Source organism: Pseudarthrobacter sp. SORGH_AS 212, assembly GCF_030818145.1.
GTDB lineage: Bacteria > Actinomycetota > Actinomycetes > Actinomycetales > Micrococcaceae > Arthrobacter.
In genome coordinates this window covers 3,293,503-3,319,296 of sequence record NZ_JAUTAA010000001.1, presented here as the reverse complement: position 1 = coordinate 3,319,296, position 25,794 = coordinate 3,293,503, and the positions used below count along the sequence as shown (strand labels likewise).

Genomic DNA, 25,794 nt, shown 5'->3' with positions numbered 1-25,794 from the left:
CTCCCCGGGCCCTCCGCCGCCACAAGGAGCCCCCCGCATTTTCTGGGTATGCGGCCGGCCTCATCGCACGCATCGCGCGGCCCCCGCTACTGGCGGCCACGGCGCGTCAGATCTTAATCCTTGCTGCCGCCGCCGGCATTTTGCGCCCGGCCGGCGGGAGCGCACCCGGATGGGCCACCATGAACCAGCCATATGTCACCACCGATCCCAGCAGCAGAAGCTTCGCCACCGACGAACCCCGCGACACCATCACGCCAGGCCGCCCGGCTATCAGCAACAGGCTCTGGGCCGGGATGGCAACTGCGGCAGTAGTGGGCGGCTGTGGGGGTAGGAGCCTTAGCAGGACCGTCCACCCCTGTCACAAGTTCGCCGAACCAGGGCACGACGGCGGCCGGCCAGGTTGCCAACGCCGCACCTGCAGCGCAACCCGCCGCTGCCGGGGAGGCGCATGCCGCTCCGTCGGGGCAGGTTTCCCCGGCTGCCGCGCCAGCAGCGGCGGCCGGGGCTGACGCGGCCCCCGCCTCCGCACCCGATCCGGTCCCCGCGCCGGCTCCCGAGCCCGTACCTGCACCGCCACCTGCACCTGCACCTGCGGCCGATTCCAATCGGTACACAGTGGTGGCGGGCGACACCGTCGGCGCCATTGCCGGCAGGTACGGCGTCGACATGAACGCCATGCTGGCCGCCAACGGTCTGGGTTCCTACAGCATCATCGTTCCCGGGCAGGTCCTCGTGTTGTCCGGTCCCGCGGTGGCTGTGCCCGCGGCTGCTCCCGCGGCCAGCCCTGCAGCAGCGCCGGCACCCGTCGCCGCTGCACCGGCACCAGCACCCGTTGCAGCACCGGTTGCCCCGCCCGTTGCGCCGGCCGCCCCTGCCGTCCGCACCATCTATGTTGCCGGCGCCGGCGGGCAGTCCATGGTGGATGCCTGCATCGGCCCCATCCACTACACCCCGAACGACGGCTACTCGCTCTTCATCACCGAGCACGACTTCTGCGGCGGCTGGGCAAGGTTCTCCGGCATCGGTGCCGGCGAGACCGTGAGCATCCCGGGCTACGGGACGTACAAGGTGACGGGCCGGGGCCAGGTTCCCAACCCCGGTACCACCAATGACGTCATCGCCGTTTTCGGCGGCTTCCCCCGGGCCATCCTGCAGACCTGCATTCCGGGAACCAGCCAGATGCTGGTGATTGCCCTGAACTGACGGGGCTTAGAACCCGACGGGTTCTCAGAAGCTTGTCCGCGGGCCCGGACCTTGAGGGTCGGGATCCGCGGACAAGGCCATGAAATGGTGAGCCGGCTACACCCCGTGGCGCTCCGAAATGTGTTCCACCAGTTCGCCCACACGGTGCTCGGAGTAGTTCCGGGCAATGTCACCCTGGCTGATGATGCCGACGAGTTTATGGTCGGCGATTACCGGAAGCCTGCGGATCTGGTGCTTTTCCATCATGTCGATGGCAGCATCCACGTTGGCGTCGGCGTCGATCCAGTGCGGCGTGCCGGAGGCGAGCTCGCGGGCCATCACCTGCCCCGGGTCCCGGCCGGCGGCGACGCACTTGAGCACGATGTCGCGGTCGGTGATCATGCCTTTCAGCTTGCCGTCGTCGCCACAGATGGGCAGCGAGCCGCAATCCATGTCCCGCATTGTCCGGGCAGCTTCCACGAGGGACTCATTTTCCTTGATACATCGCGCATCAGTGGTCATGAATTCGCGTACAGCACTCATTGAATCCTCCTTCATCGATGGAATATCGACGCAGGGCATCGGGGCACGTGCGCCGATGGTGCCAGACTACGCCCGGTCCAACACGGATGTCGACGGCGGGCTGCCGCGGCGGATCAGGCGTCAGCTGACGCGGGAGAAGGTGTCCCGGGGAACGAAAAAGCCTCCGGAACCTGTTGGTTCCGGAGGCTTCTCCTTGGGTGGCAGATGAGGGATTCGAACCCCCGTAGGCGTTGCCAGCTGATTTACAGTCAGCCCCCTTTGGCCGCTCGGGTAATCTGCCGAACTTCATAAGAAGACCCAGGCTACAGTCTGCGAAACACACCTTTTCTGTTTCCAGTCCGGTCCGTTCCGCTTCCAGTAACCGCGGGCAAGACAACTTTACAGAACTTCCGCCCAAGAATCGAATCGGGTGGCCGGATGCCCCGGAAAGCCCGGAACGGCGCGGAAAACGGGGGTGCTTCAGGCCTCGCCCGCGATCCTTCCGGCCAGCCTGGCCTCAAACTTGATGGCCTGTTCCTCGGTGATCTGGTTCAGCTGCACGGCCCGCAACAGGTCCTCGCTGACTCCTGCCATCCGCGAGGATGCGTCAGCCACCGGGCTGAAGACGATGGACGCTGCGACAGCTGCTGCCGCTACGGACGTTGCTGCTGTTGCCACTGCTCCTGCAGCCGCCGAAGTGGTCCGGGTGACGTAACTGACGGCCTTGCGGTGCATGGTGGTTCCCTTCGCGACTTTCCAACACGTACAACTGTTCCCACCCCGCCTTCGTTCCCTCAGGGTGTCCGCTGAGAGGGAACTGTGAATCTTCGGCCCCCCGGCGGGAAGCAACCGTACTAGTCTGGAATGCAGTGAATAGTGCCCTGTCCGCGGACGGGGCTCCAGCCGGAATAAGGAGAGTCATGGCAGGCGAGTCAACGTTCGACGTCGTAAGCAAAGTGGACAAGCAGGAAGTGGCCAACGCCCTGAACCAGGCACAGAAGGAACTGGCCCAGCGCTACGACTTCAAGGGCGTGGGGGCCGAGGTGGACTTCAGCGGCGAGAAGATCCTCATGAAAGCCAACTCGGAAGAGCGCGTCCTTGCTGTGCTGGACGTCCTCCAGTCCAAGCTGATCCGCCGCGGCATTTCGCTGAAGTCCCTGGACACCGGCGAGCCCTACCCCTCGGGCAAGGAGTTCCGCCTGGAATCCACCATCAAGGAGGGCATCGCGCAGGACCTCGCCAAGAAGATCAACAAGATCATCCGCGACGAAGCGCCCAAGTCCGTCAAGTCCCAGATCCAGGGTGACGAGCTGCGCGTGACTTCCAAGTCCCGCGACGATCTTCAGGCCACCATGGCGCTGCTGAAGGATTTCGACGAAGCCGACCTGCAGTTCGTGAACTTCCGCAGCTGAACGTCCAGCGGCCTCATGTAGCCGCCGTTATCGACGCGCAGAATGTCCTGCCGCTGCGCACAAAGGCCGGCGCACCCCTATCCCGGGGCGCCGGCCTTTTGCGCGTCATGGACTGATTCGCGCGTCGCCAACCAGGCGGTCAACTGCGGCAGGCAGGCGTCCGACTGCGGGACGCCGGCTACTGCAGCGGCCGGCCGGCCATGCGTTCCAGCCGCGCGATCCGGTCCCGCATGGGCGGGTGGGTGGCGAACAGTTTGTTCATGGCACCGCCGCGGAACGGGTTGGCGATCATCAGGTGGGAGGCATTGACCAGCCGCTGGTCCGGCGGCAGCGGAACCATGGTGACGCCCCGCTCGATCTTTGCCAGGGCTGAGGCGAGCGCCAGCGGATCGCCGGTGAGCTGCGAACCGTCCTCGTCGGCGTCGTACTCCCTGGTGCGGGAGATGGCCATCTGGATCAGCGACGCCGCAAAGGGCGCCAGCAGGGCCATGGCGATCATGGCCAACGGGTTGGTGTTGCGCCGGTCGCCGCCGCCGAAGAAGAGCAGCATCTGGCCCACCGAGGTGATGACGCCCGCGACGGCGGCAGCCACCGAGGAGGTGAGGATGTCGCGGTTGTAGGCGTGCATGAGTTCGTGGCCCAACACGCCGCGGAGTTCGCGGGCGTCCAGGAGCTGCAGGATGCCTTCTGTGCAGCAGACGGCGGCGTTCTGCGGATTGCGGCCGGTGGCGAAGGCGTTGGGGTTCATGGTGGGTGAGACGTAGATCCGCGGCATGGGCTGGTTGGCCCGGGCGGACAGTTCCCGCACTACCTGGTACAGCTGCGGCGCCTGGGCCTCGGAGACCTCGAAGGCCTGCATGGAACGGATGGCGATCTTGTCGCTGTTCCAGTAGCCGTAGAACGTGGTGCCGACGCCCACGAGTGCCATGATCCAGATGGGCGCCGAGCTGCGCGTCCCCGCCCCGATCAGTGCGCCCAGAGCCAGCAGGACTGCCCAGAGCACGCCGAACAGTGCCGCGGTCTTGAGCCCGTTGTGATGTTTGTGCACGATTCCTCCTTACTAAGGGAACGGACCGCTACGGAGCCGGGTTCCGCGCATCGTAGCTGCGGAAACCCGGCTGCAGCTTCGCCGCGGTCCAGGCCCCTGCAATGCAGAGCAGCCCGCCGAAAAGCAGCACCCAGCCCTCATTGAGGATCTTCGTTGCGCCGCCGGCCAGGAGGTCACCAACCCGCGGCCCGCCGGCCACCACCACGATGAACACTCCCTGCAGCCGGCCGCGCAGGTGGTCCGGCGTGGCGGCCTGGAGGATGGTGTTACGGAAAACGCTGCTGACCGAGTCGGCCACGCCCGCCAGCACGCAGCACAGCGCTGCCGGCAGCAGCCACGGCGTGGCCGTTTCGCCGTCCGCCCTGCCGGCGAGGAGCACCACCAGGCCGAATCCTGCGATGGACGCACCCCAGCCCATCACGGAGAAGACCACCGCGGTGCCCTGGGCGCGCACGGTGCCCAGCGGCCCGGAGAACAGGCCGGCGAGGAAGGCTCCGACGGCGGTGCACGCGAGCAGGATGCCCACTGTCGCCTCGCCGCCGCCGATCATCAGCGCGGCGACGGCGGGGAGCAGGGCGCGAGGCTGGGCCAGGATCATGGCCACCAGGTCGATCACAAAGGTCATCCGTAGGTTGGGCCGGGTTCCAAGGAAAGCGGAATCCCTCGATGACCGACCTGACGCCCGGCTTGCTGCGGGCACCTGCCGGGGCCAGGGGCGGGAGCCGGTACACGGCCCAGAGGACGAAGGCGAAGCTCGCGAAGTCGACGGTGTAGGTCCAGCCGAAGCCGACCCAGGCCACCAGGACGCCGGCCAGCAGCGGGCCGGCGGTCATGGCGAGGCCAAACACCAGCATGCTGAGGGCATTGGCAGCGGGCAGGAGTTCCTTGCGGATCAGCATCGGGATGATGGCGCTCCGGGCGGGCTGGTTGATGGCCTGCGCAGCGCTCTGCAGCGCCACCAGCAAATAGAGCACCCAGACGTTCCCCACGTGCAGCCAGGACTGCAGCGCAATGAGCCCGGTGGTCAGCCACAGCACGCTGGTGGCCAGCAACGCCACCTTGCGCCGGTCATGTGAATCCGCGATGGATCCGCCCAGGAGGCCGCCGATCACCAGGGGAACCAGCGCGAAGATGCCCAGCAGGCCCACGTAGAAGCTGTCCTGGGTCAGCCGATAAACCTCGAGGCTCACCGCCACCAGGGTGAGCTGGCTGCCGACGGCGGATACCGCCGAACCCAGCCAGAGCCGGCGGAACTCCGGGCTTTCGCGCAGCGGTGTAATGTCGGCCAGCAGTTTCCCCACCCTGCCACAGTAGTGGGCTGCCCCCGCCCGGCCGGCAAAACCGCAGGTCCGCCACGCTTTGAAAGTAAGCCACGCCTTATTGTGAGATAGTCAAAATAAGTGGTCTAATGGGTTCCATGACGGAACACTTTGACGGCCAGGACGCTTGGGCTGCAGCCCTGCGTGCCCACGGCCGCAGGGTGACCAAGCAGCGGCTCGCTGTACTCGCCGCCGTCGAACGCCACCCCCACTCCCCCGCCGAAAGCATCCTGGCTGCAGCCCGCACCGAGCTTCCGGAACTGACGGCACAGTCCGTCTACGTGGTGCTCGGAGACCTGACGGACCTGCACATGCTCCGCCGGTTCGAGCCTCCCCACTCCCCCGCCCTCTATGAAACGCGGGTGGACGACAACCACCACCACGCCATCTGCATCAGCTGCGGGCGGGTGGAGGATGTGGACTGCGCCGTGGGCCACGCCCCGTGCCTGACCCCGCACTGGGACGAAAAGTCCAAGCCGATGACCATCCAGATCGCCGATGTCATGTACCAGGGCATCTGCCAGGACTGCCAGCAGTCCCAGAAACAAACTTTCAATCCTCCCCTGCAGATCAACGAGAAATAGGAGAACAATGACTGCCATTTCGACCACCCAGTCAGGTGCACCGGTTACGTCCGACGCCCACTCGAAGTCAGTTGGTGCCGACGGTGCCATCATCCTGACTGACCACTACCTGGTGGAAAAGCTCGCCCAGTTCAACCGCGAGCGGGTTCCGGAGCGCGTAGTGCACGCCAAGGGCGGCGGCGCATTCGGTACGTTCAAGGCCACCGAGGACATCTCCAAGTACACCAAGGCCGCGTTCCTGCAGCCGGGCACCGAGACCGAGATGCTGATCCGCTTCTCCTCCGTTGCCGGCGAGAACGGCTCCCCCGACACCTGGCGCGACCCGCGCGGCTTCGCCGTGAAATTCTACACCAGCGAGGGCAACTACGACCTCGTGGGCAACAACACCCCGGTGTTCTTCATCCGCGACGGCATCAAGTTCCCGGACTTCATCCACTCCCAGAAGCGCCTGCCGGGCACCCACCTGCGCGACGCCGACATGCAGTGGGACTTCTGGACCCTGTCCCCCGAGTCCGCCCACCAGGTCACCTGGCTGATGGGTGACCGCGGCCTGCCGGCCTCCTGGCGTGAAATGCAGGGCTACGGCTCGCACACCTACCAGTGGATCAACGCCGAGGGCGAGCGTTTCTGGGTCAAGTACCACTTCAAGTCCAACCAGGGCGTGAAGAACATGACTTCCGACGAAGCCGAAGCACTGGCCGGTTCGGACGCGGACTTCTACATCCGCGACCTGCACGAAAACATCGAAGCCGGCAACCTGCCCTCCTGGGACCTGCACGTCCAGGTCATGCCGTACGAGGATGCCAAGACCTACCGCTTCAACCCGTTCGACCTGACCAAGGTCTGGCCGCACGCTGACTACCCGCTGATCAAGGTGGGCACCATGGAGCTGAACCGGAACCCGGAGAACTACTTCGCGCAGATCGAACAGGCCACCTTTGCGCCGTCGAACTTCGTGCCGGGCATCGCCGCATCACCGGACAAGATGCTGCAGGCCCGCATCTTCTCCTACGCTGACGCCCACCGCTACCGCGTTGGCACCAACCACGCCCAGATCCCGGTGAACCAGCCGAAGAACGAGGTCAACAACTACAGCCAGGACGGCCAGGGGCGGTTCCTGTTCAACGCACCTTCCGTTCCGGTGTACGCCCCGAACACCTTCGGCGGCCCGGCTGCAGTTGAGCCGCAGAACACGGCCGGCGGCTGGGAGAACGACGGCGAGCTGACCCTCGCCGCGCACTCCCTGCACGCTGAGGACGGCGACTTCGTCCAGGCCGGAGCGCTGTACCGCGAGGTCTACGACGAAGCCACCAAGGCCCGCTTCCTCGAAACCATCACCGGTGCCGTGGGCGGCGTAAAGCGCTCCGACATCAAGGAACGCGCCATCCAGTACTGGACCAACGTTGACGCCGAGCTCGGCGCCAAGCTGCGCGCCAACCTGGGTGCCGCGCCGGTTTCCGACGCCGAAGCAGCCAACAAGATCGGCTAACACGCCGGCATCGGGGCAGGCCCCCGGTTCATGCATGACGGGAACACCCCGCCACGGACTCTTCCGGGCGGGGTGTTCCGCGTTTATCAACATATGCGCCGGCGCCTTCCGCGTTGTGCACATACGGCCGCCGGTCCGCTGTTCCCCGGTGCCTGCCGGCCCTAGGCTCCGTACATGGACACTTTCGCAGGGATTCCGCCGGAAGCCTTCCGCTTCTATGGGGAACTCGAAGACAACAACAACCGCGAGTGGTGGCTGGAGCACAAGTCCACCTACGATTCCGCGGTCCGCGAGCCGCTGGAGCTGCTCTTGGCCGGGCTTGAGCCCGAATTCGGGCCGGCCAAACTGTTCCGTCCCTACCGGGACGTACGTTTCTCACAGGACAAATCCCCGTACAAAACGGCCCAAGGCGCCTTCGCCACCCGGCAGGAGGGGGTGGGCTTCTACCTTCAGGTCAGCGCCGACGGGCTGCTGGTGGGCGGCGGCTACCACTCGCACACGCCTGCCCAACTGGCCCGGTTCCGGGCCTCAGCAGATGCCTCTGCCAGCGGGGCCAGGCTGCAGGACATCGTGGATTCACTGGCCGGGGCCGGGTTCGCCATTGAGGGCGAGAAGCTCAAAACAGTCCCCCGGGGTTTCGGCAAGGACCATCCGCGTGCGGAGCTGCTCAAGCACAAGTCGCTGTCCGCCGGGGTTGGGCTGGGGCAGCCCGGGTGGGCATCCACGACGGCGGCCAGCGAAGAAATTGCCCGCAGGTGGAGGGAGCTGCGTCCCCTGGTGGAGTGGGTGGGACGGTACGCCACCCCGTGACGCCTACTGCCCGGTGGCCGCCAGCCGGGTCTCAAGGTTGTTGAAGAACACCGTCAGCATCAGTTCGAAGGCCCGGGTGGCGGCCTCGGGCTCGTTCATCACCACGAAGTCGAACTGCAGCCCGTAGAACGTGGACGTGAAAAGCCGGGCGTCGGTATCCGCGAATTCTTCCTCGATGCCCTGCACCATCAGCCAGTCGCGCGTCTGGTGGTGCAGCATGCGGAAATGCTCCCGGGAGGTGCCGCGTGGTTCCGCCGCCACGATGTCCTGGGCTGCGGCCTCGAACTCCAGGCGGGTCAGGTGCCGGTTGCGCTGGGCCATGGTCCACTGCCAGGAATCGAGGAGGAAAGCACGCCATGCTGCACGGTCGATCTCACGCACGTCGGTGCTGCGCAGCCGGTCCAGCCTGGACTCGATGGACACCACAATGTCGCTGATCAGCTGGTCCCTGCTGCCGAAGTGGTACACCAGCACGTAGGAACTCATGCCCAGCCCCTCGGCCAGGCTGCGGAACGTCAGCTGGGTGAGGGTCTTGTCCATGAGATAGTCCTGGATGGCGCCCAGCAGTTCGGCTTTGCGTTCGGGTCGTGTGGGGCGTGCCATTCATCCATCCTAAGAGCGGGCTCCATCCCGGAGCGGGACATGCGAATGCCCGCCCGGACGGCAGCCGGGCGGGCATTGGCAGGGGCAGGTCAGGCGCGGGTGAATTCGTCCTCGTCGCCGGACTTGGACCCGGCGGCGCTGCCGTTGACTGCGGCGTCGGCGGCGCTGCCGTTGACTGCGGCGTTGGCGACGCTGAACCGTTCGTTCAGGCGTGAGTGCCGCTGGCCGTAGGCGAAGTAGATTGCCAGGCCGATGGCCAGCCAGATGGCGAAGAAGATCCAGGTCTCCACGGCCAGGTTGGTCATCAGGTAGAGGCACAGCACGGCCGAAACCACCGGCAGGACCTTGCCGAACGGAACCCGGAAGGCCGGCTTCAGGTCGGGGCGCTTGCGGCGCAGCACCAGGATGCCCAGGCTCACCACCACGAAGGCGGAGAGGGTGCCGATGTTGATCATTTCCTCAAGCAGGTCAACGTTCGTCAGGCCGGCCACCAGGGCAACTGCCGCACCGCAGATGATCTGCAGGCGCACCGGGGTGGAGCGCTTGTCACTGGTTTTGGACAGGGAGCGCGGCAGGAGGCCGTCGCGGCTCATGGCCAGGACCACGCGGGACAGCCCCATGAGGAGCACCATGATCACTGTGGTCAGGCCGATCAGCGAGCCGAAAGCGATGACCTTGGCGGCAGAGGTATCACCCACGGCCTCGAAGGCGGTGGTGAGGGTGGGGTTGTCCGCTTCGGCCAGCTGGGTGTAGGACACCATGCCGGTCAGGGCCAGGGAGACAAGGATGTAGAGGAGCGTGACCACGGCCAGGCCGCCGAAGATGCCACGGGGAAGGGTCTTCTGCGGGTTCTTGACTTCCTCGGCGGAGGTGGCAACAACGTCGAAGCCAATGAAGGCGAAGAACACCAGCGCCGCTCCGGCGAAGATGCCGAGGGTGCCGTACTGCGCCGGGGCTGCACCGGTCAGGAAGCCGAAGAAGGACTGCTTCAGGACGTCGGCGGCACCAGTGCCGCCGGTGGGCTCAGCTGCCGGGACGAAGGGGGCGTAGTTTTCGACCTTGACGTAGGTGAAGCCCACGACGATCACGAAGAGCACGACGCCGATCTTGATCAGGGTGAAGATGTTGCCCACGCGGGCGGAGAGCTTGGTTCCCAGCACCAGCAGTACGGTGAAAATGGCCACGATCAGGAAGGCGCCCCAGTACAGGTCCACACCGCCGATAGCCAGCGCCGGCGGAACATCGGCGCCCATCAGTGCGAACACCTTGCTGAGGTAGATGCCCCAGTATTTGGCGATCACTGCCGCGGCCGTGAAGAGCTCAAGGATCAGGTTCCAGCCGATGATCCAGGCGAGGAGCTCACCCATGGTGGCGTAGGTGAACACGTAGGCTGAGCCGGCCACCGGAATGGCGGTGGCGAACTCGGCGTAGCACATGATGGCCAGCGCGCAGGTGACGGCAGCGATGGCGAAGGACACAGTCACGGCCGGGCCAGCGAAGTTGGCGGCGGCTTTGGCACCCACGGAGAAAATGCCGGCGCCGACGGCAACAGCGACGCCCATGATCATCAGGTCCCACGTGCTGAGGGAACGCTTGAGCTTGCGTCCGGGTTCATCGGCGTCGGCGATCGACTGCTCGATGGGCTTGGTCCGGAGAAGGTTCATAGGGATCACAATCCTGATTTGTGAAGGAAACAGACCTATCAACCGTAGTGTCCATCCAGTGGACGGTCACAATCGTCCCGAATAATGAGACAGGGAAAATGCAGAACTTTGTTCTGCCAAAAGCGCTTGGGACCCTCAAAATGAGGGGCCCAAGCGCTTTTGAACCGAATCAAAAGATTCGCCGGTTTCTGCTCAGGCCGGCCAGTCCATCAGGGTAGAGCGGATGAGGAAGCGTTTGCCTTCCGGCGCCTCCACTGAGAAGCCGCTGCCCCTGCCGGGTACCACATCCACGGTCAGGTGGGTGTGGCTCCAGTAGTTGAACTGCTCCCGGGACATCCAGAATTCGAGGGGCTGCGGTTCCAGCCCGTCGGACAGGTCGAACAGCCCGAGCAGGACGTCCGCGTCGCCGGTCTGGAAGTCGCCGGCCGGGTAGCACATCGGCGAGGATCCGTCGCAGCAGCCGCCGGACTGGTGGAACATCAGCGGCCCGTGCTGCAGCCACAACAGGCGCAGCAGGTCCGCAGCGTCCGGCGTGAGCGCCACCCGGGAGAAGTCTTCCCCGGGCAGCGTCACGGCGGCCTGCAGGCTCTCCGGGGACATCAGAACCTCAGGACCACGCGGCCGTCGATCTTTGCGTGCTTCATCTCATCGAAGACCGCGTTGACCTCGGACAGTTCCCGGACTGAGACGGTGGGGTGGATCTTTCCCTGCGCGTAGAAGTCCAGGGCCTCTTCCAGGTCCTGCCGGGTACCCACGATGGAGCCGCGGACGGTCAGGCCCTTGAGCACAATCTCGAAGATCGGTGCCGGAAAGTCGCCCGGCGGCAGCCCGTTGAACACAATGGTGCCGCCACGGCGCACCATGCCGATGGCCTGCCCGAACGCTGAAGGGTGCACGGCGGTAACCAGCACCCCATGGCAACCTCCTGTCTCGCGCTGGATCACCTCTGCCGGGTCTTCGTGCAGGGCATTGACCGTCAGGGCAGCACCGTGGGCCTTCGCCAGGGCGAGCTTGTCGTCGGCGATGTCCACGGCGGCCACCCGAAGGCCCATGGCAACGGCGTACTGCACGGCAATATGGCCCAGCCCGCCGATCCCGGAGATGGTGACCCACTGCCCGGGCTGCGCCTCCGTCATCTTCAGGCCCTTGTAGACGGTGACGCCGGCGCAGAGCACCGGCGCCACCTCGACAGGGTCGGATCCCGCCGGTATGCGGGCGGAGTACCGGGTGTTGACGAGCATGTACTCGCCAAAGGACCCGTCCACGCTGTAGCCGCCGTTCTGTTGTGCCTCGCACAGGGTCTCCCAGCCGGTGCGGCAGTACTGGCAGTCGCCGCAGGCGGACCACAGCCAGGCGTTGCCCACCATGTCCCCGACAGCGAGGTCGGTGACGCCTTCGCCGAGTGCCACCACTTCACCGACGCCTTCGTGGCCGGGCACGAACGGCGGGGTGGGCTTGACGGGCCAGTCGCCTTCCGCGGCATGGAGGTCGGTGTGGCAGACGCCGGTGGTGAGGACCTTCACGAGGGCCTCCCCCGGGCCGGGGGTGGGGATGGGCAGCTCCTGGACCTGGAGGTCGGTGCCGAAGGTGTTGACCACTGCTGCTTGCATTGTCGTCGTCATTGGCGATCCTTGCGTTGATGGAGGTGTGGATCCGGGCCTAGAAGAAGCCCAGCTTGTTCTCGTTGTAGCTGACCAGCAGGTTCTTGGTCTGCTGGTAGTGGTCCAGCATCATCGCGTGGTTCTCGCGGCCGATGCCTGAGGACTTGTAGCCGCCGAACGCGGCACCCGCCGGGTAGGCGTGGTAGTTGTTGACCCAGACGCGGCCGGCCTGGATTTCGCGGCCTGCGCGGTAGGCGATGTTGCCGTTGCGGGACCAGACGCCGGCGCCAAGCCCGTAGAGGGTGTCGTTGGCGATGCCCATGGCGTCGTTGTAGTCGCTGAACTTTGTCACCGCCACCACGGGCCCGAAGATCTCCTCCTGGAAGATCCGCATCCGGTTGTGGCCTTCGAAGACGGTGGGCTGGACGTAGAAGCCGCCGGCCAGGTCGCCGGGCAGTTCGGCGCGGGCACCGCCGGTGAGGATCTTTGCGCCCTCCTGCTTTCCGATGTCGATGTAGGAGAGGATCTTCTCCAGTTGGTCGTTCGAGGCCTGCGCGCCCACCTGGGTCTCGGTGTCCAGCGGGTTGCCCTGCACCATCCTCTCCACCCGGGCCACGGCGTCGGCCATGAAGGAGTCGTAGATGTCTTCCTGCACCAGGGCGCGGGACGGGCAGGTGCAGACTTCGCCCTGGTTGAAGGCGAACAGGGCGAACCCTTCCTGGGCCTTGTCGTAGAACGCGTCGTCTGCCTGGGCAACATCGCCGAAGAAGATGTTCGGGCTCTTGCCGCCGAGCTCCAGGGTGACCGGGATCAGGTTCTGGCTGGCGTACTGGCTGATCAGGCGGCCGGTGGTGGTTTCGCCGGTGAAGGCGATCTTGCGGATCCGGGAGCTGGAGGCGAGGGGCTTGCCGGCCTCCACGCCGAAGCCGTTGACCACGTTGACCACACCGGCGGGCAGCAGGTCACCGATGAGTTCCATGAGGACCAGGATGGACGACGGCGTCTGCTCGGCGGGCTTGAGCACCACGGCATTGCCGGCGGCCAGCGCCGGGGCCAGCTTCCAGACGGCCATCAGGATGGGGAAGTTCCAGGGGATGATCTGGCCTACGACACCGAGTGGCTCGTGGAAGTGGTAGGCGGTGGTGTCGTCGTCGAGCTGTGAAAGGGAGCCTTCCTGGGCCCGGACGGCCGAGGCGAAGTAGCGGAAGTGGTCGGCGGCGAGCGGAAGGTCGGCATTGAGGGTTTCGCGGATGGGCTTGCCGTTGTCCCAGGATTCGGCGACGGCGAGCATTTCGAGGTTTTCTTCGATGCGGTCCGCGATCCTGTTCAGGATGGCGGCGCGCTCAGCCACGGACGTCTTGCCCCACGACGGTGCGACCTTGTGTGCGGCGTCCAGTGCGAGTTCGATGTCCTCTGCGGTGCCGCGGGCCACTTCGCAGAACGCCTTGCCCGTTACCGGCGTGATGTTTTCGAAGTACTGGCCCTTGACCGGGGCCACCCATTCGCCGCCGATCCAGTTCTCGTAACGGTCCTTGAAGGTGACCTTCGAGCCCTCGGTACCCGGCTGTGCGTAAACGGTCATTGCGTAGCTCCTTTGCTGTGCAGAAGGCTTTCCCGTACGGGATGAGCCGATGCAGCCAGCGTAGGAGCAGGGGGGTTGCAGCAAGGTTGCAACAAGGTGATGCAGGTCACCGCGACCTTGCAGGGCGCGTACGACGGCGCGCCAGGCCTTAGGCGCTGAGTTCGGCCTCCAGCCGTTCCAGTTCGGCGACGACGCCGGCCCGCTTGGGTGAGCGCGGCGGCAGGAGGCGGAGCGCGGCACGGCGGATCCCGACGTCGTCCCTCGCCTCGGGGAGCGCGGCGTAGCGCAGCAGCGAATCGGCGCTGCCGTCCGTGAGGACAGCCTCGCGCAGGAGTGACGAGACCTTGTTTCGGAGGTCGACGATGCCCGGCGCCTCGGACCGCGGCAGCACCGCGCCCCGGTAGATTTCCAGCGCAATGCGGTGGGCGCCGCGCTGCAGGCAACTCAGCACCTGGCCACTGTCCGGCACCAGGTCCAGCGGGAGCCGGTAGGGCCGGGATTCGGGCACGGCGCCCGGGTTGAGCTGTTGCAGGACCTTCCGCAACCGCACCATTTCAGCCCGCAGGGTGATGCTGGAACCCTCCGCCGGGTAGAGCAGGACGCACAGTTCCTCGGCGCTCAGCCCGTCCGGGTGCGTACTCAGCAGGGCCAGGATCTCGCTGTGCCGGGCGGACAGCGCAACGGTCTTGCCCTCGATGCTCAGCAGTGCCTGGTCGCGGCCCAGCAACTGGAGGCTGTTGCGGTACAGGCTGCCCTCCCGCGCACCACCGCCCGGTGTGCGGGCAGCGGATGCCGTGGACCGGCGTCGTACGGACGTGCCCGCCAGGTGCGCGGCGGCCTGGAGCCGCTCCACCCGCAACTGCGCTTGGGCCGCCGCCACGGTGGCCTCCACCAGCGACAGGGTGTGCGGGGCCACTGCGGCCGCCGTCCCGGTGATGTCCACAACCCCCAGCAGCGCGCCGGAATCGGGGTCGTGGAAGGGCACGGCAGTGCAGCTCCAGGGATGGACGGCCCGCTGGTAGTGCTCAGCACCGGCGATCTGGATCCCGCGGCCCAGCGCCAGGGCAGTGCCCGGGGCGCTGGTGCCCACGGTAGCTTCGGACCAGTCGGCGCCGGCAACGAACATCATGCCTTCCGCGCGGCGCTGCAGCGAGGGATCCCCGTCCACCCACAGCAGCCGGCCCACCTCGTCACCCACCGCCACCAGGAGCCCGGTGTCGTGGCTGGGCTGGACCAGGAGTTTGTTGATGACCGGCATGATGGTGGCCAGCGGATGCCGGCTCCGGTAGTCATCAAGTTCGTCGTGGTCCATGGCCAGCGGCGCGGCGGGGTTGTCCGGGTTGGCCTTGAACCCGGCGGAGCGGAGCCAGGACTCACGGATCAGGGAGCGCAGGCCGGGAACGTCGGGGGCGTCAGGAAACGGGCCGCCGTCGAGTTTCTCGTGGGCGGCCAGGGCGCTGCGCTGCAGCGGCTCCGGCTGGGTGAGGTTCTTCATCGAACTCCTGTGCTGCTGTGCTGCTGTGCGTTCTGAGGACACGGCGTCAGCACGCCGGCCAGGGGATGCTCGCCATTGTAGCGGGCACCGGTCCCCGGCGGGAGCCCGGTGTCAGCCGCGGGAAATGCGGATCATGTCCTCGCGCGGAACCACCTTGATGCGTTCGCGGACCACATGGTCCAGGCCTTCCGGACCGGTCCAGGCGGCGCCGAGGCCCGCCTCGTGCGCATCGAGCCTGTTCCAGCCCTCCCACGTGGTGTACTCGATGCCGCGTTCCTCAAGCAGGTCGATGATGGCCTGCGGATCAGGGTTGCTGGCCGCCGGCAGGGTGAGGCGGTCTTCCAGCAGGAAGCCGATGGTTTCCAGGGCGTCGCCCTTGGTGTGGCCGATGAGCCCCACCGGGCCGCGCTTGATCCAGCCGGTGGCGTAGATGCCCGGGACGGGGTTGCCTTCGGCGTCCAGCACCCGGCCGCCCTCGTTGGGGATGACGCCGCGTTTGGCATCGTATTCCAGCTCATCCAGCGCCGAGCCGTGGTAGCCGATGGCACGGTAGACGGCCTGGACGGGATACTCCACGTACTCCCCCGTCCCTTTGGCGTTTCCGGTGCCATCCAGCTGCATGCGTTCGAATTTGATCCCGGCCACCTTGCCGCCGGCAGCGTCCCCGCCCCCCGGAAGTATCTCTACGGGGCTGTGCAGGAAGTGCAGGTGCAGCCGGCGGGAGGAGGGATTCTCCGATTCCGCATGCTCCTCCACCAGCCAGTTGGTGAGGGTGTTCACCATGGTCTTGATCTGGTTGTTGCTGCGGATGGCCTCGTCCGAGGCTTCGTCGAACTCGAAGTCCTCGGGGTACAGGACAATGTCCACATCATTCATGTGGCTGAGTTCGCGCAGTTCCAGCGGGGTGAACTTCACCTGGGCCGGGCCGCGGCGGCCAAAGACGTGCACGTCCGTGACCGGGGAGGATTTCAGTCCCTGGTACACGTTGTCCGGGATTTCCGTGGTGAGGAGTTCCTCCGGGTGCTTGACCAGCATGCGCGCCACGTCCAGGGCCACGTTGCCGTTGCCGATGACGGCGATTTCCTTGGCCTCCAGCGGCCAGTCACGCGGAACATCCGGGTGGCCGTCGTACCAGGAGACGAAGTCCGCGCCGCCGAAGGACCCCTGCAGGCTGATGCCCGGGATGTCCAGGTCCGCATCCTTGATGGCGCCCGTGGAGAAGATCACCGCATCGTAGAACGCGCGGAAATCGTGCAGGGTGAGGTCGCGGCCGTAGGTTACGTTACCCAGGAAGCGGATGTCGCCGCGGTCCAGGACCTTGTGCAGGGCGTTGACGATGCCCTTGATGCGGGGGTGGTCCGGAGCCACGCCGTAGCGGATCAGGCCATAGGGTGCGGGATAGGCCTCGAACAGGTCGATGCTGACCTCGAAATCGCCGTCCTTCACGCCGCTGGACTTGGTGAGGATGTCCGCAGCATAGACGCCCGCCGGTCCTGCGCCCACGATGGCGACGCGGAGGGGACGGGTGGAGCTGGTAGCGCTGGGAGTGGACACCGGGAGCCCTTCTGGCCTGATCACATGCATGATTCGCGGAGCGCGCCGGGTTGGGTGGCGCAACAGCTTCCCATTCTAGGCCTCAGCCGCTTTTCGCCAGCGGTACAACGTCACCTTCGCGGTACAGCAGGGCCCGGAGCTCTGCTTCGGCGGACTCGATCCGGTGGGGGTCGATGGTTTCACCGTCGTTGAAGTGGTCCACGACCCGCGGGTCCACATAGCTTTTCCGGGCAATCGAGGGCGTGTTTCCCAGCACTTCGGCCGCATCCATCATGGCCCGGCTGACGGCCCGCTTCCGTTTGGCCACGGTAGGTTGCGTTCCGGTCCGGGCCAGGCTGGCCGCCGCTGCCAGGGTGCCGCGAAGTGTGCGGAAGTCCTTCGCCGTGAAATCGGAGCCGGTGCGTTCCTTGACGTAGGCGTTGATGTCCGCGCTGGTGACCGGCCGCCAGCTCCGGCCGTCCTTGTAGGCCAGCAGCCGGGCGTTGCCACCGCGCCGCTTGAGCAGCCTTACCAGGGCGGCGAGGTCGGCGTCGCGGATTTCCGATTCCCAGTCCTTGCCGCTTTTGGCCGGGAAGCTGAGCAGGATCCGGTCCTTGCGCACCTGGACATGGGCGCACAGCAGGGTGGCCAGTCCGCGGCTGCCGTTCTCGTTGGTGTACCGCTCGGATCCCACCCGCAGGGATCCGCTGTCCAGCATCCGGAAGGCTCCGGCCAGCACGCGTTCCCGGGTGAACCCTTCGCTGCGCAGGTCCATGGTGACCCGCCGACGGGCTGCCGGCAGCGACTCGGCGAGCTGCAGCGACCGGTCGAACTTGAGCCGGTCCTTCCGCTCCCGCCATTGCGGGTGGTAGATGTACTGCCGGCGGCCCACAGCGTCCACGCCCGTGGCCTGGATGTGCCCGTTTTCGAAAGGGGCTATCCACACGTCGGTCCACGCCGGCGGGATACCGATGCTTTCCAGCCGCTCCCGCACCGGGCCGGACGGCAGCGTTGAGCCGTCAAGGTCCCGGTAGCTGAAGCCCTTTCCGGCGGGAATCCGGCGGTAGCCACGGCCCGAGGCGTTGCTGCGCCGGAGCCTCAAGGGGCCACGTCCGGCAGGTAGGCACAATCCATGAAAGCAAGCGTACTGACTAATTGCCGGATTTCGGACCCGCTGCTTGGAATACCGGGCCGGCTGCTGATGTTATGGGTTCCGTGCCGAACCCCGATTCCTCCGTCCCCGCAGCTACTCCCCCTGCTTCCGCCCACGCCCCGGCCCGTCCGGACGCGGCGGCCCCCAAGGCCGCGGACAAGGATACGACGGCGGGCGTCCTCTTCGGCATTGGAGCGTACGGGCTGTGGGGGCTGCTCCCGCTGTACTTCTTCGTGCTCAAGCCAGCCGGCGCCGTCGAGATCGTGGCCAACCGCGTGGTGTGGTCCCTGCTGTTCTGCGCCCTGCTGGTCACCGTGACGAGGGCCTGGCCCGCCCTGGTCACCGCGCTCCGCACCCGGGCCGTCTTCGGTTCCCTGGCGCTGGCGGCCTTCCTGATCGCCGTCAACTGGCTGACGTACACGTACGGCGTGACCACCAACCAGGCGGTGGAAACCTCGCTGGGCTACTTCATCAACCCGCTGGTTTCCGTGCTGCTCGGCGTGTTCGTCCTCAAGGAGAAGCTGCGGCCGCTGCAGTGGGCCGCCGTCGTCATCGGTTTCATTGCGGTGGGGGTGCTGACCTACTCCTACGGCAAGCTGCCTTGGATTGCCCTGACGCTGGCGTTCAGTTTTGGCCTGTACGGCTTCGTGAAGAAGCGCGTGGGGCCCCGGGTGGACGCCGTGACCAGCCTCAGCGTGGAAACCGTGGTGCTGGCACCGTTCGCGGCCGCCGCCATGGTGGCCCTCGGCGTTTCGGGTGCCGCCACCCTGACCACCCAGGGCGCCGGCCACTTCTGGCTGCTCCTGGCCTCCGGCGTGATCACCGCGGTTCCCTTGGTGTTCTTCGGCGCCTCCGCGCGCCGGCTGCCGATGACCACCATCGGCCTGCTGCAGTATTTCGCCCCGGTCCTGCAGTTCATCGTGGCGCTCGTGGTGTTCCGCGAAGCCATGACCACAGAGCGCTGGATCGGCTTCGGCGTGGTGTGGGTGGCGTTGCTGCTGCTCACGGTGGACATGCTCCGGACCGCCCGGAAGAACGCTCTGGCCAGGCGGCGGACTCCGGTGCAGGCCGCCGGCTGAGCGGTCCGGGTCAGCCGCCCAGCACTTTCCTTATCGCGTCGTAGGGTGGGGTCGGCTTCCCGTTTTCGAACAGGTAGTCGTGGCCCTGCTGCAGGCTGCCGTCATCGTCGATCAGCCAGTCGTAGCGGTTGTCCACGCCCCACGTCGTGTAGGAGACGCAGGCGCTCGAGCGCAGGCAGGTGTCCAGGACGGTGGCGTACTGCGCGGCCTGGACGTCTGTGCCGTCGTCGTCCGCCACGTCGTTTTCCGAGATGCGCACGTGCAACCCGGCGTCCTGGAAGTTCCGCAGTGTTTCAATGAGGGCGCCGGCCGGGATGGCGTCGGTTTCGATGTTGTAGACGTGGGCCTGAAGGCCCACGCCGTATATGTGGCCGCCCACCGCGTTCGTGTCCAGGGCGAGCTTGAGCAGCGCGTCCTGGCGTGGCCCCGGGACGTCGGCCCCGTTCTCGTTGATGTACTGCTTCACCTGCGGATCGGCCGCGTAAACGGCCTGCGATACGACGGCCGGGTAGGCCGGTCCGAAGACGCGGTACCAGATGTTCTGCTGGAGGTCCGTGCCCTGGTCGACGTCGAAGGGTTCATTGACGACGTCCAGCGAATCGAGCCGGCCTTCGAAGTGCGATACGACGGCCGTGACGTAGTCGAGCAGGGCCCCCGCACTGGCGCTGCGTTCCGCTTCGGTGCCCGCGGGAAGTTCCTGCATCCAGCGGGGCATTGCCTCCGTGAAGGCGATGGTGTGGGCCGTGCACGGCCATGCCCTTGCTTTGGGCGACCCCGAGGATCGCGTCCGCCTCTTCGAAGGTGTAGACGCCCTGCTGCGGTGAGAGGTTCTGCGCCTTCATGGCGTTTTCCGGGGTGATGGCGCCGAAATTTCCTACGAGCACCCGCGCATATTCGGCGTCCGAGGCCAGCGGGCCGAGTGCCACCGCGGCCCCGATCCTGAAGTCCGGACGGATCCGTGCCGCCAGGGCCTGCAGGCCATCGGGCAACTGGCTTGCCTGGACGACGGCGGGGCCAGCCGTGGTCAGTGAGGCGCCGCCGGGAGCGGTGGCGGTGAGGGAGCTGACCTGGAACGAGCCGCCGTCGCTCGCAAGTCCCAGCCACAGCTGCCCGGAGCCGAAGATGCCGCGAAGGGACTGCGACAGCACAGTGTCCCCTCCGCTGGCCACCTCGAGCTTGTCCCCTGACCGGTGCACTGTAAGTTCGGCCCCGGGGTCCTGGAGCCGAACGTGCTCATCGTGTGCCGGCTGGGGGTTGGTCACGGACTTTTGGCGTGAGCCGTCAAAGACCGCGATGTCCAAGTTATCGCCGCGCAGGGTGAGCCGCAGGCCCGCGGGTTCGATCCGGAATTCGTCGGCGATCACCGGAGGGCTGTCATAGACCGTCAGGGACGCATCGGCTGTCACATCCGTGAACGCTGCGCTGAGGGTGAAATCGCCCGTGGCCACGAGGTGGGTTCCGGCCAGGTTGACCGGCGGGTTCGGCTGCCCTCCCCCGCCGTCCTGGTCCACGATGCTCCGCGACGTGGCCGCCACCCGCAGCCCGCCGCCGTCGGGCGTCACCCCGGGCGTGTGCCGCCAGTCCTGCTGGAGCAGGTTGAGCACCACGTCAGGCTCCGGATTGTCCGGCGTGCAGCCTGCAAGGGCGAGCAGGACGCCGGACGCCAGCACGATCACTACGCGCGGGCGCCTGGCCATCCTGTTTCCTCCCATATGGTGTCCTCGATCCCTGCCCGGACGTCAGGGCCTGGTCCAGCGGACGTCGTCGAAATACGCCTGCAGTCCGGAATTGGCCTGGACGATGACCTGCAGGCTTGCCTTCGCCACAGCGGTGGTGCTCGGTGAGTACGTCAGGTCCACGTTGGTCACTCCAGCAGCTGCCACGCCGAGTTTGTACTGCCCCGAGATCCATTGTCCGGCCGCGTTGTACTCGTCGATGTAGAAGCCCACCTCACCGCTGGTGCGGGCCGCGACATTCAGGTACCCGGCAATGTTGTAGGCCCCCGGAGTCACCGCCACCTGGGGTGAGAACAGGTGCTTGTTCGCCGTCGCGGCCGTCAGTTTGACGGAGTTGACCGGGTTGGCAGGGCTTCCGTGGTTGGCTGCGTCCGCCACGATGGTGGGCGCGGAGTCAGTGGTCCAGCCCGAGCCGATGCCGGCGTCGAAGGTGCCGTTGGCCACCAGGTTGGTGGACGTTGGCGGCGGGGTGGTCCCTGCGGTCAGTGCGAGCAGCTGCACGTTGTCCAGGTAGGCCGTGATGCCGGTGCCGGTCACCCACACCTGAAGGCTCGCCTTGGCCACATTGGTGGAGCTGGGCGTGTAGGTGAAGTTCATGGCCTCCACCCATCTGGTGTTCTCGCGCTTGCGGAACTGTCCGGAGATCCACTGCCCGGCCGCGTTGTACTCGTCCACGTAGAAGCCCACTTCGCCGCTGGTGATGGCGGCAACGTTCAGGTAGGACTTGAACAGGTAGTTCGTGGTCGGTGACACCGCCACGGCCGGGGAGAACAGGTGCCCCGTGGCCGTCCCGGAAACCATCTTGATGGACCTGGCTGCGTCCGGGAAGCTGCCGTTGGTCGCGGCGTCGGCCGTGATCGCGGCAGGTGCATCGGTACGCCATCCGTCGGCGATTCCCGTGTTGAACGTCGGGTTGGGCATCAGGTTCGGTGAACCGGTCACGAGCCCCTTGCTGACGTTGACGTTGCGAATTTGCCCGGCCGCCACCTTGGTCTTCACATAGGCGGCGAGCTGGTCCAGTTCCGCGGTGCCGTACTGGTAGTCATCAGGGACCTGGCTCGGGTTGGGCCGGATGTCATGGAACGTGAAGACGACCCATTGCTTGTTGGCGATGGCCGCATCCACCTGGGCCTTCAGCGCCGCCACCGGCGTGGTGACCTCCTGCACCGGGACGTTGCGGAGCAGGTAGTCGCCCAGGGGCCAGATGTTGTTGCCCGTGTCGGCGAAGCCGCGCATGGAGCTGTAGTACTTGGCTACGCGCGCAATCGTGGGCATGTCGTAGTCGCCGTAGGGCGGCGCAAAGGCCGTGGCGTTGATGCCTTGGGCGGCCAGTGCCGACTTGCTGTTCGCCAGCTGGGCCTCCACCTGGGCTGCGGTGAGCTTGTTCGCCTGGCAGTCATCGCCAACGCTGACGAGGCACTGGTGGTTGACGGTGTGCGATCCGATTTCCCAACCGTAGGTGTTCTGCAGCTGCAGGATCTGGCTCCACGTCATGTAGGGCACGTCCGTGTCGGCACGGCAGGTGTTGGGTACCGTCGTCATGCCGACGCAGCCGGTGGCGACGTAGTTCGTGCCTGTCAGCCCGTATTTCTGGAGGGTCGGCGCTGCCTGCGTCAGCGCGCTTTGGGCGCCGTCATCGAAAGTGAAGGACACGAGAGGTCCGGGTGCGGGGTTGTCCACAGCCGCGTTGGCGGCCGAGGGCGTCAGCAGCGCGGCGGCCATGGCCACCACCGCCACCACGGTGCTCATGAGCTTGACGCGCCACGGCGCCAGGCTGGATCTGGTTCCGGTCATGTGCTGTTCCGTTCCTATTTGGGGCCGGCGGCGCCGGGTTACACCGCCGAAGTCTGGTCAGGGTCCCTGTAGCTTCTCGAAGGCCTGTATGACCGGCTGGACTTCGATATTGCTGTCATCGACAAGCTGCAGCTGGGCGGCGAGAACGTCGCTGGTGATGGTGCTCCGGTCCGCCGCGATGCTGTGCTCCTGGGTGCCGGTGGACTGCGGCGTGGCTATCTGGTGGTAGACGAGGATGAGCCATCCGTTCATCCGGGCCGTCTCGGCGAGCGCTTCGGACAAGGTGGCCATGGTGGTCTGGTCGGTCACGTAGAAGACCTTCAGGTCCTGCTGGTCCAGGCTTTGCCGCGTATTGATGCCATCGTCCGTGCCGCGGACAATGTCGAAGTACTTGTTGGCGTACCAGTCCACCTGCGGGTCGTGGCGGCCGTACGGGGGTGCCAAATCCCGGGTTTCAAAACCGGCCGCTGCCAGCGCCTCTTCGCTCCTGCGCACCTGTTCGTCCAGGCGGTCCGTCCCGATGGAGGTCAGGTCCACGTGCTCGTAGCTGTGCGCGGCGATTTCGTGCCCGGCCTGGTGCAGTTGCTGCACCTCTGCTGCGGTCATGAAGTTGGGCGTCTCGATGGAACTGGCGTTGATGTACTGGGTGGACCGGAAACCGTGCTGGTCCAGCAGCGGAAGTGCGCGGTCGTACACCGATTGCCACCCGTCGTCGAAGGTGATCGAGACCATCGGCTGGCTCCAGCGGAGGGGGCCGGGCTTCGTCGTGTCGGTGAGCGAGTAGTTGCGGACGCTGCTGGTGCCGTCCCCGTGGGCCACCAGGGTGACCATAGCTGAGGTGGCTCCGGCGGGCGCCTGGAATGACTCGCTGACGGTGGTCCACTCTCCAGCCGGCAGCACGGTCTCAAGGCTTTGGAACGCGCGGCCTCCGTTGGCGAGCTCGAACTCGGCCACCACGTCCACCTCCCGGTCCGACCGGTAAGTGGCCCCGAATTCGAAAGACCTGTCACCGGTCACCGGGATGGGCTGGTACTGCCACTTTGCCTCGCCGGCCTTGTAATTGGAGATCCGGTTCCAGAGATAACTGCCGCCTGCGTCCTGGCTCCGGCCGGACTCCGCCGTCAGCGCCCCGGAAGAATAGGGGGACCATGCATCAGGTCCGGCAGGCTGGATCCCCGTGAGGCCAGGGTTCGGGATGAGGTTCGGGCCAGGCGGCGGTGAGGGCAGGAGCGCGACGTCGTTGGCCGGCTCCAGGTAGGCTCCTTCGATCTTGAGTGCGCCGTCCGATGCCAGCCGGAAGACGTACTCGACGGCGATTGTCGCCTCCCCACTGTCGAAGGCATCGCTCACCGTATAAGGGGTGTTTCCCGGCCGCTCCAGCGGGTTCCGGAGTTGCTCCAGCACGGTGCTGCCATCGGCATGGTAGCGGCGGGCCAGCAGGGTGAAGTCGGTGTCGCTGGATGCAAAGGCCTTGAAAAGGTAGGTCTGATGGGGCTTGACGTCGACGCGGGGGGTTGTCAGCGTGACGTCGCCCGCGGCGTAGCCGGAGATGTCCAGCCGGAGCGCCTGGCTTTGCAGCTCTCCGGCGGCCAGGTCGAGCGAGGTCTCTGCGGTCCCGCTGCGCCGGACGGTCCAGCCACCCACCTGCCCGGCCGGGTCCGGCTGGCCGGATGCCGCGGGGGTGATCCCGCCGGCCGGGTCGAAGGCCGGGAGCAGGTTGGCGCCGGGCCGGGCCTGGGCCAGGCTGCCGGTCCCCCGCGTGTACAGCAGCCAGCCGGCGGTGATCAGTGCCACCACCATCAGAATGACCACCAGCGGATTCAGCAGCACCCGCAGGAGCCGCCGGCGCTTACGTGGCACGGGCCACCACCAGGCTGCCGGCCCGCTGCGGTGACTTCCAGGTGTTGATTTCGGGACGCCGGAAAAGGCCCCGGGAACGCAGGATGCAGCGGATTGCCGCCGTCAGCTGCACCAGGTCCATGATGTAGAACAGGAAGTATGCCGTGGGCGAGTAGACGGACAGCCTGCCGCGCTCCCGCACGGTCAGGTTCTCGTCCATCCACACGGTGAGCAGTGTGTAGGCGGTGATGGTGGCGTAGGCACCGAGGATCAGTGCCGGAGTGTGCGTGGCCAGCGACCAGTAGACCGCATACGTCCAGGCCAGTGGCGAGACCAGGAGCGTGAATTCGCTCAGCAGGGCCATCGGCATCCGGTAGTACGTCAGCGCCGGCGTGTACTTGCGGCTCGGGTTGAGCATCATGCCGCGGTACTTGATGAGGTTCTGGATGCTCCCGTACTTCCAGCGGTAGCGCTGCTTCGCCAGGGCGCGGAGCGAGAGCACGCCCTCGGTCTTGGCAACCACGTCGGCGCCGTAGATCATGCGGAAACGCCGGTTGCCCAGGTTGGTGATTTTCGCGCTCAGCCCGATGTCTTCGGTGACCGTGTCAGTGTCGTAGAAATCGACCTTCCGCAGGACGCGCATCCGGTAGGTGGAAGCCACGCCACCCACCACGAACTCGGCGTTTAGCAGCGAGTAGAGCTTCTTGGAGCGGTAACCGATCATGTGCTCGAACCGTTGCAGGATGCCGAGCACGGTCGTCTCGTCCAGGATCTGCACGTTCGCGGCGACACCGGCGACGCAGGGGTCGTCGAAGTAGGACAAAGCGTTGGTGATGGTGTCCGGACCGATGATCGAATCGGCGTCGAGCGTCATGGCGAACTGTCCGCGGGCGTGCCGTCGAAGCACCGCGTTGAGCGCCGCGCCCTTGCCGATGTTGTGGCGCATCCTCACAAGGTGCAGCTCCATCGTGGGATGCCTTACCTGATAGTCGCGGACAAGCCGGCCGGTCAGGTCCGACGAAGCGTCATCGGCGACGAAGACTTCGAAGTTGCGGTAACTGCTCCCGGCGATGGAGTCGAGGGTCCGGACGATGACGGATTCCTCGTTGTGGGCGGCAATGATGATCGACACCAGCCCCGGCACTTCGGGGAGCGCCCGGCGGATCCAGGTGGCCGTCGCAGCGCATTCCGGCTGGAACTCGCCGGGGGCCCGCACACCCCGCATCCCCTTCCGGCGCTGCTGCCAAATGTCGTAGAAGTTGGCACCCGTAAGGTAGAGGCCGAAGTGGATGACGTAGAGGATGCTGACGCCGGCGAACAGCCAAAAGATGGCGAGAGCGAAGTCCATC

Annotated in this window: 20 protein-coding genes, 1 tRNA gene and 3 pseudogenes; 6 read left to right on the top strand and 18 right to left on the bottom strand. The window is 66.3% G+C overall.

Features of this window, described 5'->3' with window-relative positions:
- The first annotated feature begins 179 nt into the window (after window positions 1-179).
- Window positions 180-1,203 (top strand): annotated as a pseudogene (locus QE394_RS15150) (LysM domain-containing protein).
- 96 nt (window positions 1,204-1,299) lie between these two features.
- On the opposite strand, the gene QE394_RS15145 reads toward QE394_RS15150, so the two are convergent.
- The 3 genes from QE394_RS15145 to QE394_RS15135 all read right to left on the bottom strand — a co-directional run bounded on the left by QE394_RS15145 (window position 1,300) and on the right by QE394_RS15135 (window position 2,439).
- Window positions 1,300-1,725, bottom strand: a complete 426-nt coding sequence (locus QE394_RS15145) for a CBS domain-containing protein (RefSeq protein WP_045729515.1) — start codon at window positions 1,723-1,725, stop codon at window positions 1,300-1,302.
- Window positions 1,726-1,923: 198 nt separating this feature from the next.
- Window positions 1,924-2,005: transfer RNA gene (locus QE394_RS15140), tRNA-Tyr, on the bottom strand.
- Between the two features lie 179 nt (window positions 2,006-2,184).
- Window positions 2,185-2,439 carry a hypothetical protein gene (locus tag QE394_RS15135; protein WP_056075580.1) on the bottom strand — a complete coding sequence of 85 codons (255 nt, stop codon included), beginning with the start codon at window positions 2,437-2,439 and terminating at the stop codon, window positions 2,185-2,187.
- Between the two features lie 185 nt (window positions 2,440-2,624).
- Here QE394_RS15135 and QE394_RS15130 point away from each other — a divergent pair, with 185 nt between their 5' ends.
- Window positions 2,625-3,116 (top strand): YajQ family cyclic di-GMP-binding protein, encoded by a 492-nt coding sequence (locus QE394_RS15130; protein WP_056075583.1) that lies wholly within the window; start codon window positions 2,625-2,627, stop codon window positions 3,114-3,116.
- 178 nt (window positions 3,117-3,294) lie between these two features.
- On the opposite strand, the gene htpX is transcribed toward QE394_RS15130, so the two are convergent.
- Entirely contained in the window at window positions 3,295-4,164 is an 870-nt protein-coding gene (htpX, locus tag QE394_RS15125; protein ID WP_349034989.1) for a zinc metalloprotease HtpX, read from the bottom strand.
- Window positions 4,165-4,192: 28 nt separating this feature from the next.
- A pseudogene (locus QE394_RS15120) lies at window positions 4,193-5,465 on the bottom strand (MFS transporter).
- 116 nt (window positions 5,466-5,581) lie between these two features.
- Between QE394_RS15120 and QE394_RS15115 the strand changes: the two are divergent.
- The 3 genes from QE394_RS15115 (at window position 5,582) to QE394_RS15105 (ending at window position 8,366) form a co-directional block, all read left to right on the top strand.
- On the top strand, window positions 5,582-6,067 hold the full coding sequence (locus tag QE394_RS15115; protein WP_056076397.1) for a Fur family transcriptional regulator: 486 nt from the start codon (window positions 5,582-5,584) through the stop codon (window positions 6,065-6,067).
- Window positions 6,068-6,074: 7 nt separating this feature from the next.
- Window positions 6,075-7,556, top strand: a complete 1,482-nt coding sequence (locus tag QE394_RS15110) for a catalase (RefSeq protein ID WP_056075591.1) — start codon at window positions 6,075-6,077, stop codon at window positions 7,554-7,556.
- Between the two features lie 174 nt (window positions 7,557-7,730).
- Entirely contained in the window at window positions 7,731-8,366 is a 636-nt protein-coding gene (locus tag QE394_RS15105) for a DUF2461 domain-containing protein (RefSeq protein WP_349034988.1), read from the top strand.
- 3 nt (window positions 8,367-8,369) lie between these two features.
- Here the strand turns inward: QE394_RS15105 and QE394_RS15100 are convergent, their stop codons facing one another.
- From QE394_RS15100 to QE394_RS15065, 8 genes are all read right to left on the bottom strand, one after another.
- A complete protein-coding gene (locus tag QE394_RS15100) occupies window positions 8,370-8,969 on the bottom strand; it encodes a TetR/AcrR family transcriptional regulator (protein WP_056075597.1) in 600 nt (199 codons plus the stop codon).
- Between the two features lie 89 nt (window positions 8,970-9,058).
- A complete protein-coding gene (locus QE394_RS15095; RefSeq protein ID WP_349034987.1) occupies window positions 9,059-10,633 on the bottom strand; it encodes an amino acid permease in 1,575 nt (524 codons plus the stop codon).
- A 192-nt stretch (window positions 10,634-10,825) separates the two neighbouring features.
- The gene (locus QE394_RS15090; protein ID WP_056075604.1) at window positions 10,826-11,233 is read right to left on the bottom strand and encodes a DUF779 domain-containing protein; all 408 of its coding nucleotides are present in this window, start codon (window positions 11,231-11,233) and stop codon (window positions 10,826-10,828) included.
- On the bottom strand, window positions 11,233-12,255 hold the full coding sequence (gene adhP / locus QE394_RS15085) for an alcohol dehydrogenase AdhP (protein WP_349034986.1): 1,023 nt from the start codon (window positions 12,253-12,255) through the stop codon (window positions 11,233-11,235). The genes QE394_RS15090 and adhP overlap by 1 nt, the downstream gene beginning before the upstream one ends.
- A gap of 37 nt (window positions 12,256-12,292) precedes the next feature.
- Window positions 12,293-13,816 (bottom strand): aldehyde dehydrogenase family protein, encoded by a 1,524-nt coding sequence (locus QE394_RS15080; RefSeq protein WP_349034985.1) that lies wholly within the window; start codon window positions 13,814-13,816, stop codon window positions 12,293-12,295.
- 148 nt (window positions 13,817-13,964) lie between these two features.
- Window positions 13,965-15,311 (bottom strand): GAF domain-containing protein, encoded by a 1,347-nt coding sequence (locus tag QE394_RS15075; protein WP_349034984.1) that lies wholly within the window; start codon window positions 15,309-15,311, stop codon window positions 13,965-13,967.
- A 111-nt stretch (window positions 15,312-15,422) separates the two neighbouring features.
- Window positions 15,423-16,865, bottom strand: a complete 1,443-nt coding sequence (locus tag QE394_RS15070; RefSeq protein WP_349034983.1) for an FAD-dependent oxidoreductase — start codon at window positions 16,863-16,865, stop codon at window positions 15,423-15,425.
- A gap of 82 nt (window positions 16,866-16,947) precedes the next feature.
- Window positions 16,948-17,946: a DNA topoisomerase IB gene (locus tag QE394_RS15065; RefSeq protein WP_349034982.1), complete on the bottom strand. Its 999-nt coding sequence runs from the start codon at window positions 17,944-17,946 to the stop codon at window positions 16,948-16,950.
- A gap of 104 nt (window positions 17,947-18,050) precedes the next feature.
- Here QE394_RS15065 and rarD point away from each other — a divergent pair, with 104 nt between their 5' ends.
- Entirely contained in the window at window positions 18,051-19,076 is a 1,026-nt protein-coding gene (rarD, locus tag QE394_RS15060; RefSeq protein ID WP_349034981.1) for an EamA family transporter RarD, read from the top strand.
- Window positions 19,077-19,086: 10 nt separating this feature from the next.
- Here rarD and QE394_RS15055 read toward each other — a convergent pair whose 3' ends face one another.
- The 5 genes and pseudogenes from QE394_RS15055 to QE394_RS15035 all read right to left on the bottom strand — a co-directional run bounded on the left by QE394_RS15055 (window position 19,087) and on the right by QE394_RS15035 (window position 25,793).
- The gene (locus QE394_RS15055) at window positions 19,087-19,779 is read right to left on the bottom strand and encodes an endo-1,4-beta-xylanase (RefSeq protein WP_349034980.1); all 693 of its coding nucleotides are present in this window, start codon (window positions 19,777-19,779) and stop codon (window positions 19,087-19,089) included.
- Between the two features lie 103 nt (window positions 19,780-19,882).
- Window positions 19,883-20,773: pseudogene (locus QE394_RS15050) on the bottom strand (glycoside hydrolase); the annotation flags it as partial.
- 42 nt (window positions 20,774-20,815) lie between these two features.
- On the bottom strand, window positions 20,816-22,606 hold the full coding sequence (locus QE394_RS15045; protein WP_349034979.1) for a polysaccharide deacetylase family protein: 1,791 nt from the start codon (window positions 22,604-22,606) through the stop codon (window positions 20,816-20,818).
- 57 nt (window positions 22,607-22,663) lie between these two features.
- Entirely contained in the window at window positions 22,664-24,466 is a 1,803-nt protein-coding gene (locus tag QE394_RS15040) for a polysaccharide deacetylase family protein (protein ID WP_156368301.1), read from the bottom strand.
- Window positions 24,456-25,793 (bottom strand): glycosyltransferase family 2 protein, encoded by a 1,338-nt coding sequence (locus QE394_RS15035; RefSeq protein ID WP_056075628.1) that lies wholly within the window; start codon window positions 25,791-25,793, stop codon window positions 24,456-24,458. The genes QE394_RS15040 and QE394_RS15035 overlap by 11 nt, the downstream gene beginning before the upstream one ends.
- Window position 25,794: the final 1 nt, after the last annotated feature.

Excerpts from the sequence above, each read along its gene's own strand:
- QE394_RS15145 (WP_045729515.1), bottom strand. The coding sequence starts at position 1,725 with ATGAGTGCTGTACGCGAATTCATGACCACTGATGCGCGATGTATCAAG.
- QE394_RS15135 (WP_056075580.1), bottom strand. The coding sequence starts at position 2,439 with ATGCACCGCAAGGCCGTCAGTTACGTCACCCGGACCACTTCGGCGGCT.
- QE394_RS15130 (WP_056075583.1), top strand. The coding sequence starts at position 2,625 with ATGGCAGGCGAGTCAACGTTCGACGTCGTAAGCAAAGTGGACAAGCAG.
- QE394_RS15115 (WP_056076397.1), top strand. The coding sequence starts at position 5,582 with ATGACGGAACACTTTGACGGCCAGGACGCTTGGGCTGCAGCCCTGCGT.
- QE394_RS15110 (WP_056075591.1), top strand. The coding sequence starts at position 6,075 with ATGACTGCCATTTCGACCACCCAGTCAGGTGCACCGGTTACGTCCGAC.
- QE394_RS15105 (WP_349034988.1), top strand. The coding sequence starts at position 7,731 with ATGGACACTTTCGCAGGGATTCCGCCGGAAGCCTTCCGCTTCTATGGG.
- QE394_RS15100 (WP_056075597.1), bottom strand. The coding sequence starts at position 8,969 with ATGGCACGCCCCACACGACCCGAACGCAAAGCCGAACTGCTGGGCGCC.
- QE394_RS15095 (WP_349034987.1), bottom strand. The coding sequence starts at position 10,633 with ATGAACCTTCTCCGGACCAAGCCCATCGAGCAGTCGATCGCCGACGCC.
- QE394_RS15090 (WP_056075604.1), bottom strand. The coding sequence starts at position 11,233 with ATGTCCCCGGAGAGCCTGCAGGCCGCCGTGACGCTGCCCGGGGAAGAC.
- adhP (WP_349034986.1), bottom strand. The coding sequence starts at position 12,255 with ATGACGACGACAATGCAAGCAGCAGTGGTCAACACCTTCGGCACCGAC.
- QE394_RS15080 (WP_349034985.1), bottom strand. The coding sequence starts at position 13,816 with ATGACCGTTTACGCACAGCCGGGTACCGAGGGCTCGAAGGTCACCTTC.
- QE394_RS15075 (WP_349034984.1), bottom strand. The coding sequence starts at position 15,311 with ATGAAGAACCTCACCCAGCCGGAGCCGCTGCAGCGCAGCGCCCTGGCC.
- rarD (WP_349034981.1), top strand. The coding sequence starts at position 18,051 with ATGGGTTCCGTGCCGAACCCCGATTCCTCCGTCCCCGCAGCTACTCCC.
- QE394_RS15055 (WP_349034980.1), bottom strand. The coding sequence starts at position 19,779 with ATGCAGGAACTTCCCGCGGGCACCGAAGCGGAACGCAGCGCCAGTGCG.
- QE394_RS15045 (WP_349034979.1), bottom strand. The coding sequence starts at position 22,606 with ATGACCGGAACCAGATCCAGCCTGGCGCCGTGGCGCGTCAAGCTCATG.
- QE394_RS15035 (WP_056075628.1), bottom strand. The coding sequence starts at position 25,793 with ATGGACTTCGCTCTCGCCATCTTTTGGCTGTTCGCCGGCGTCAGCATC.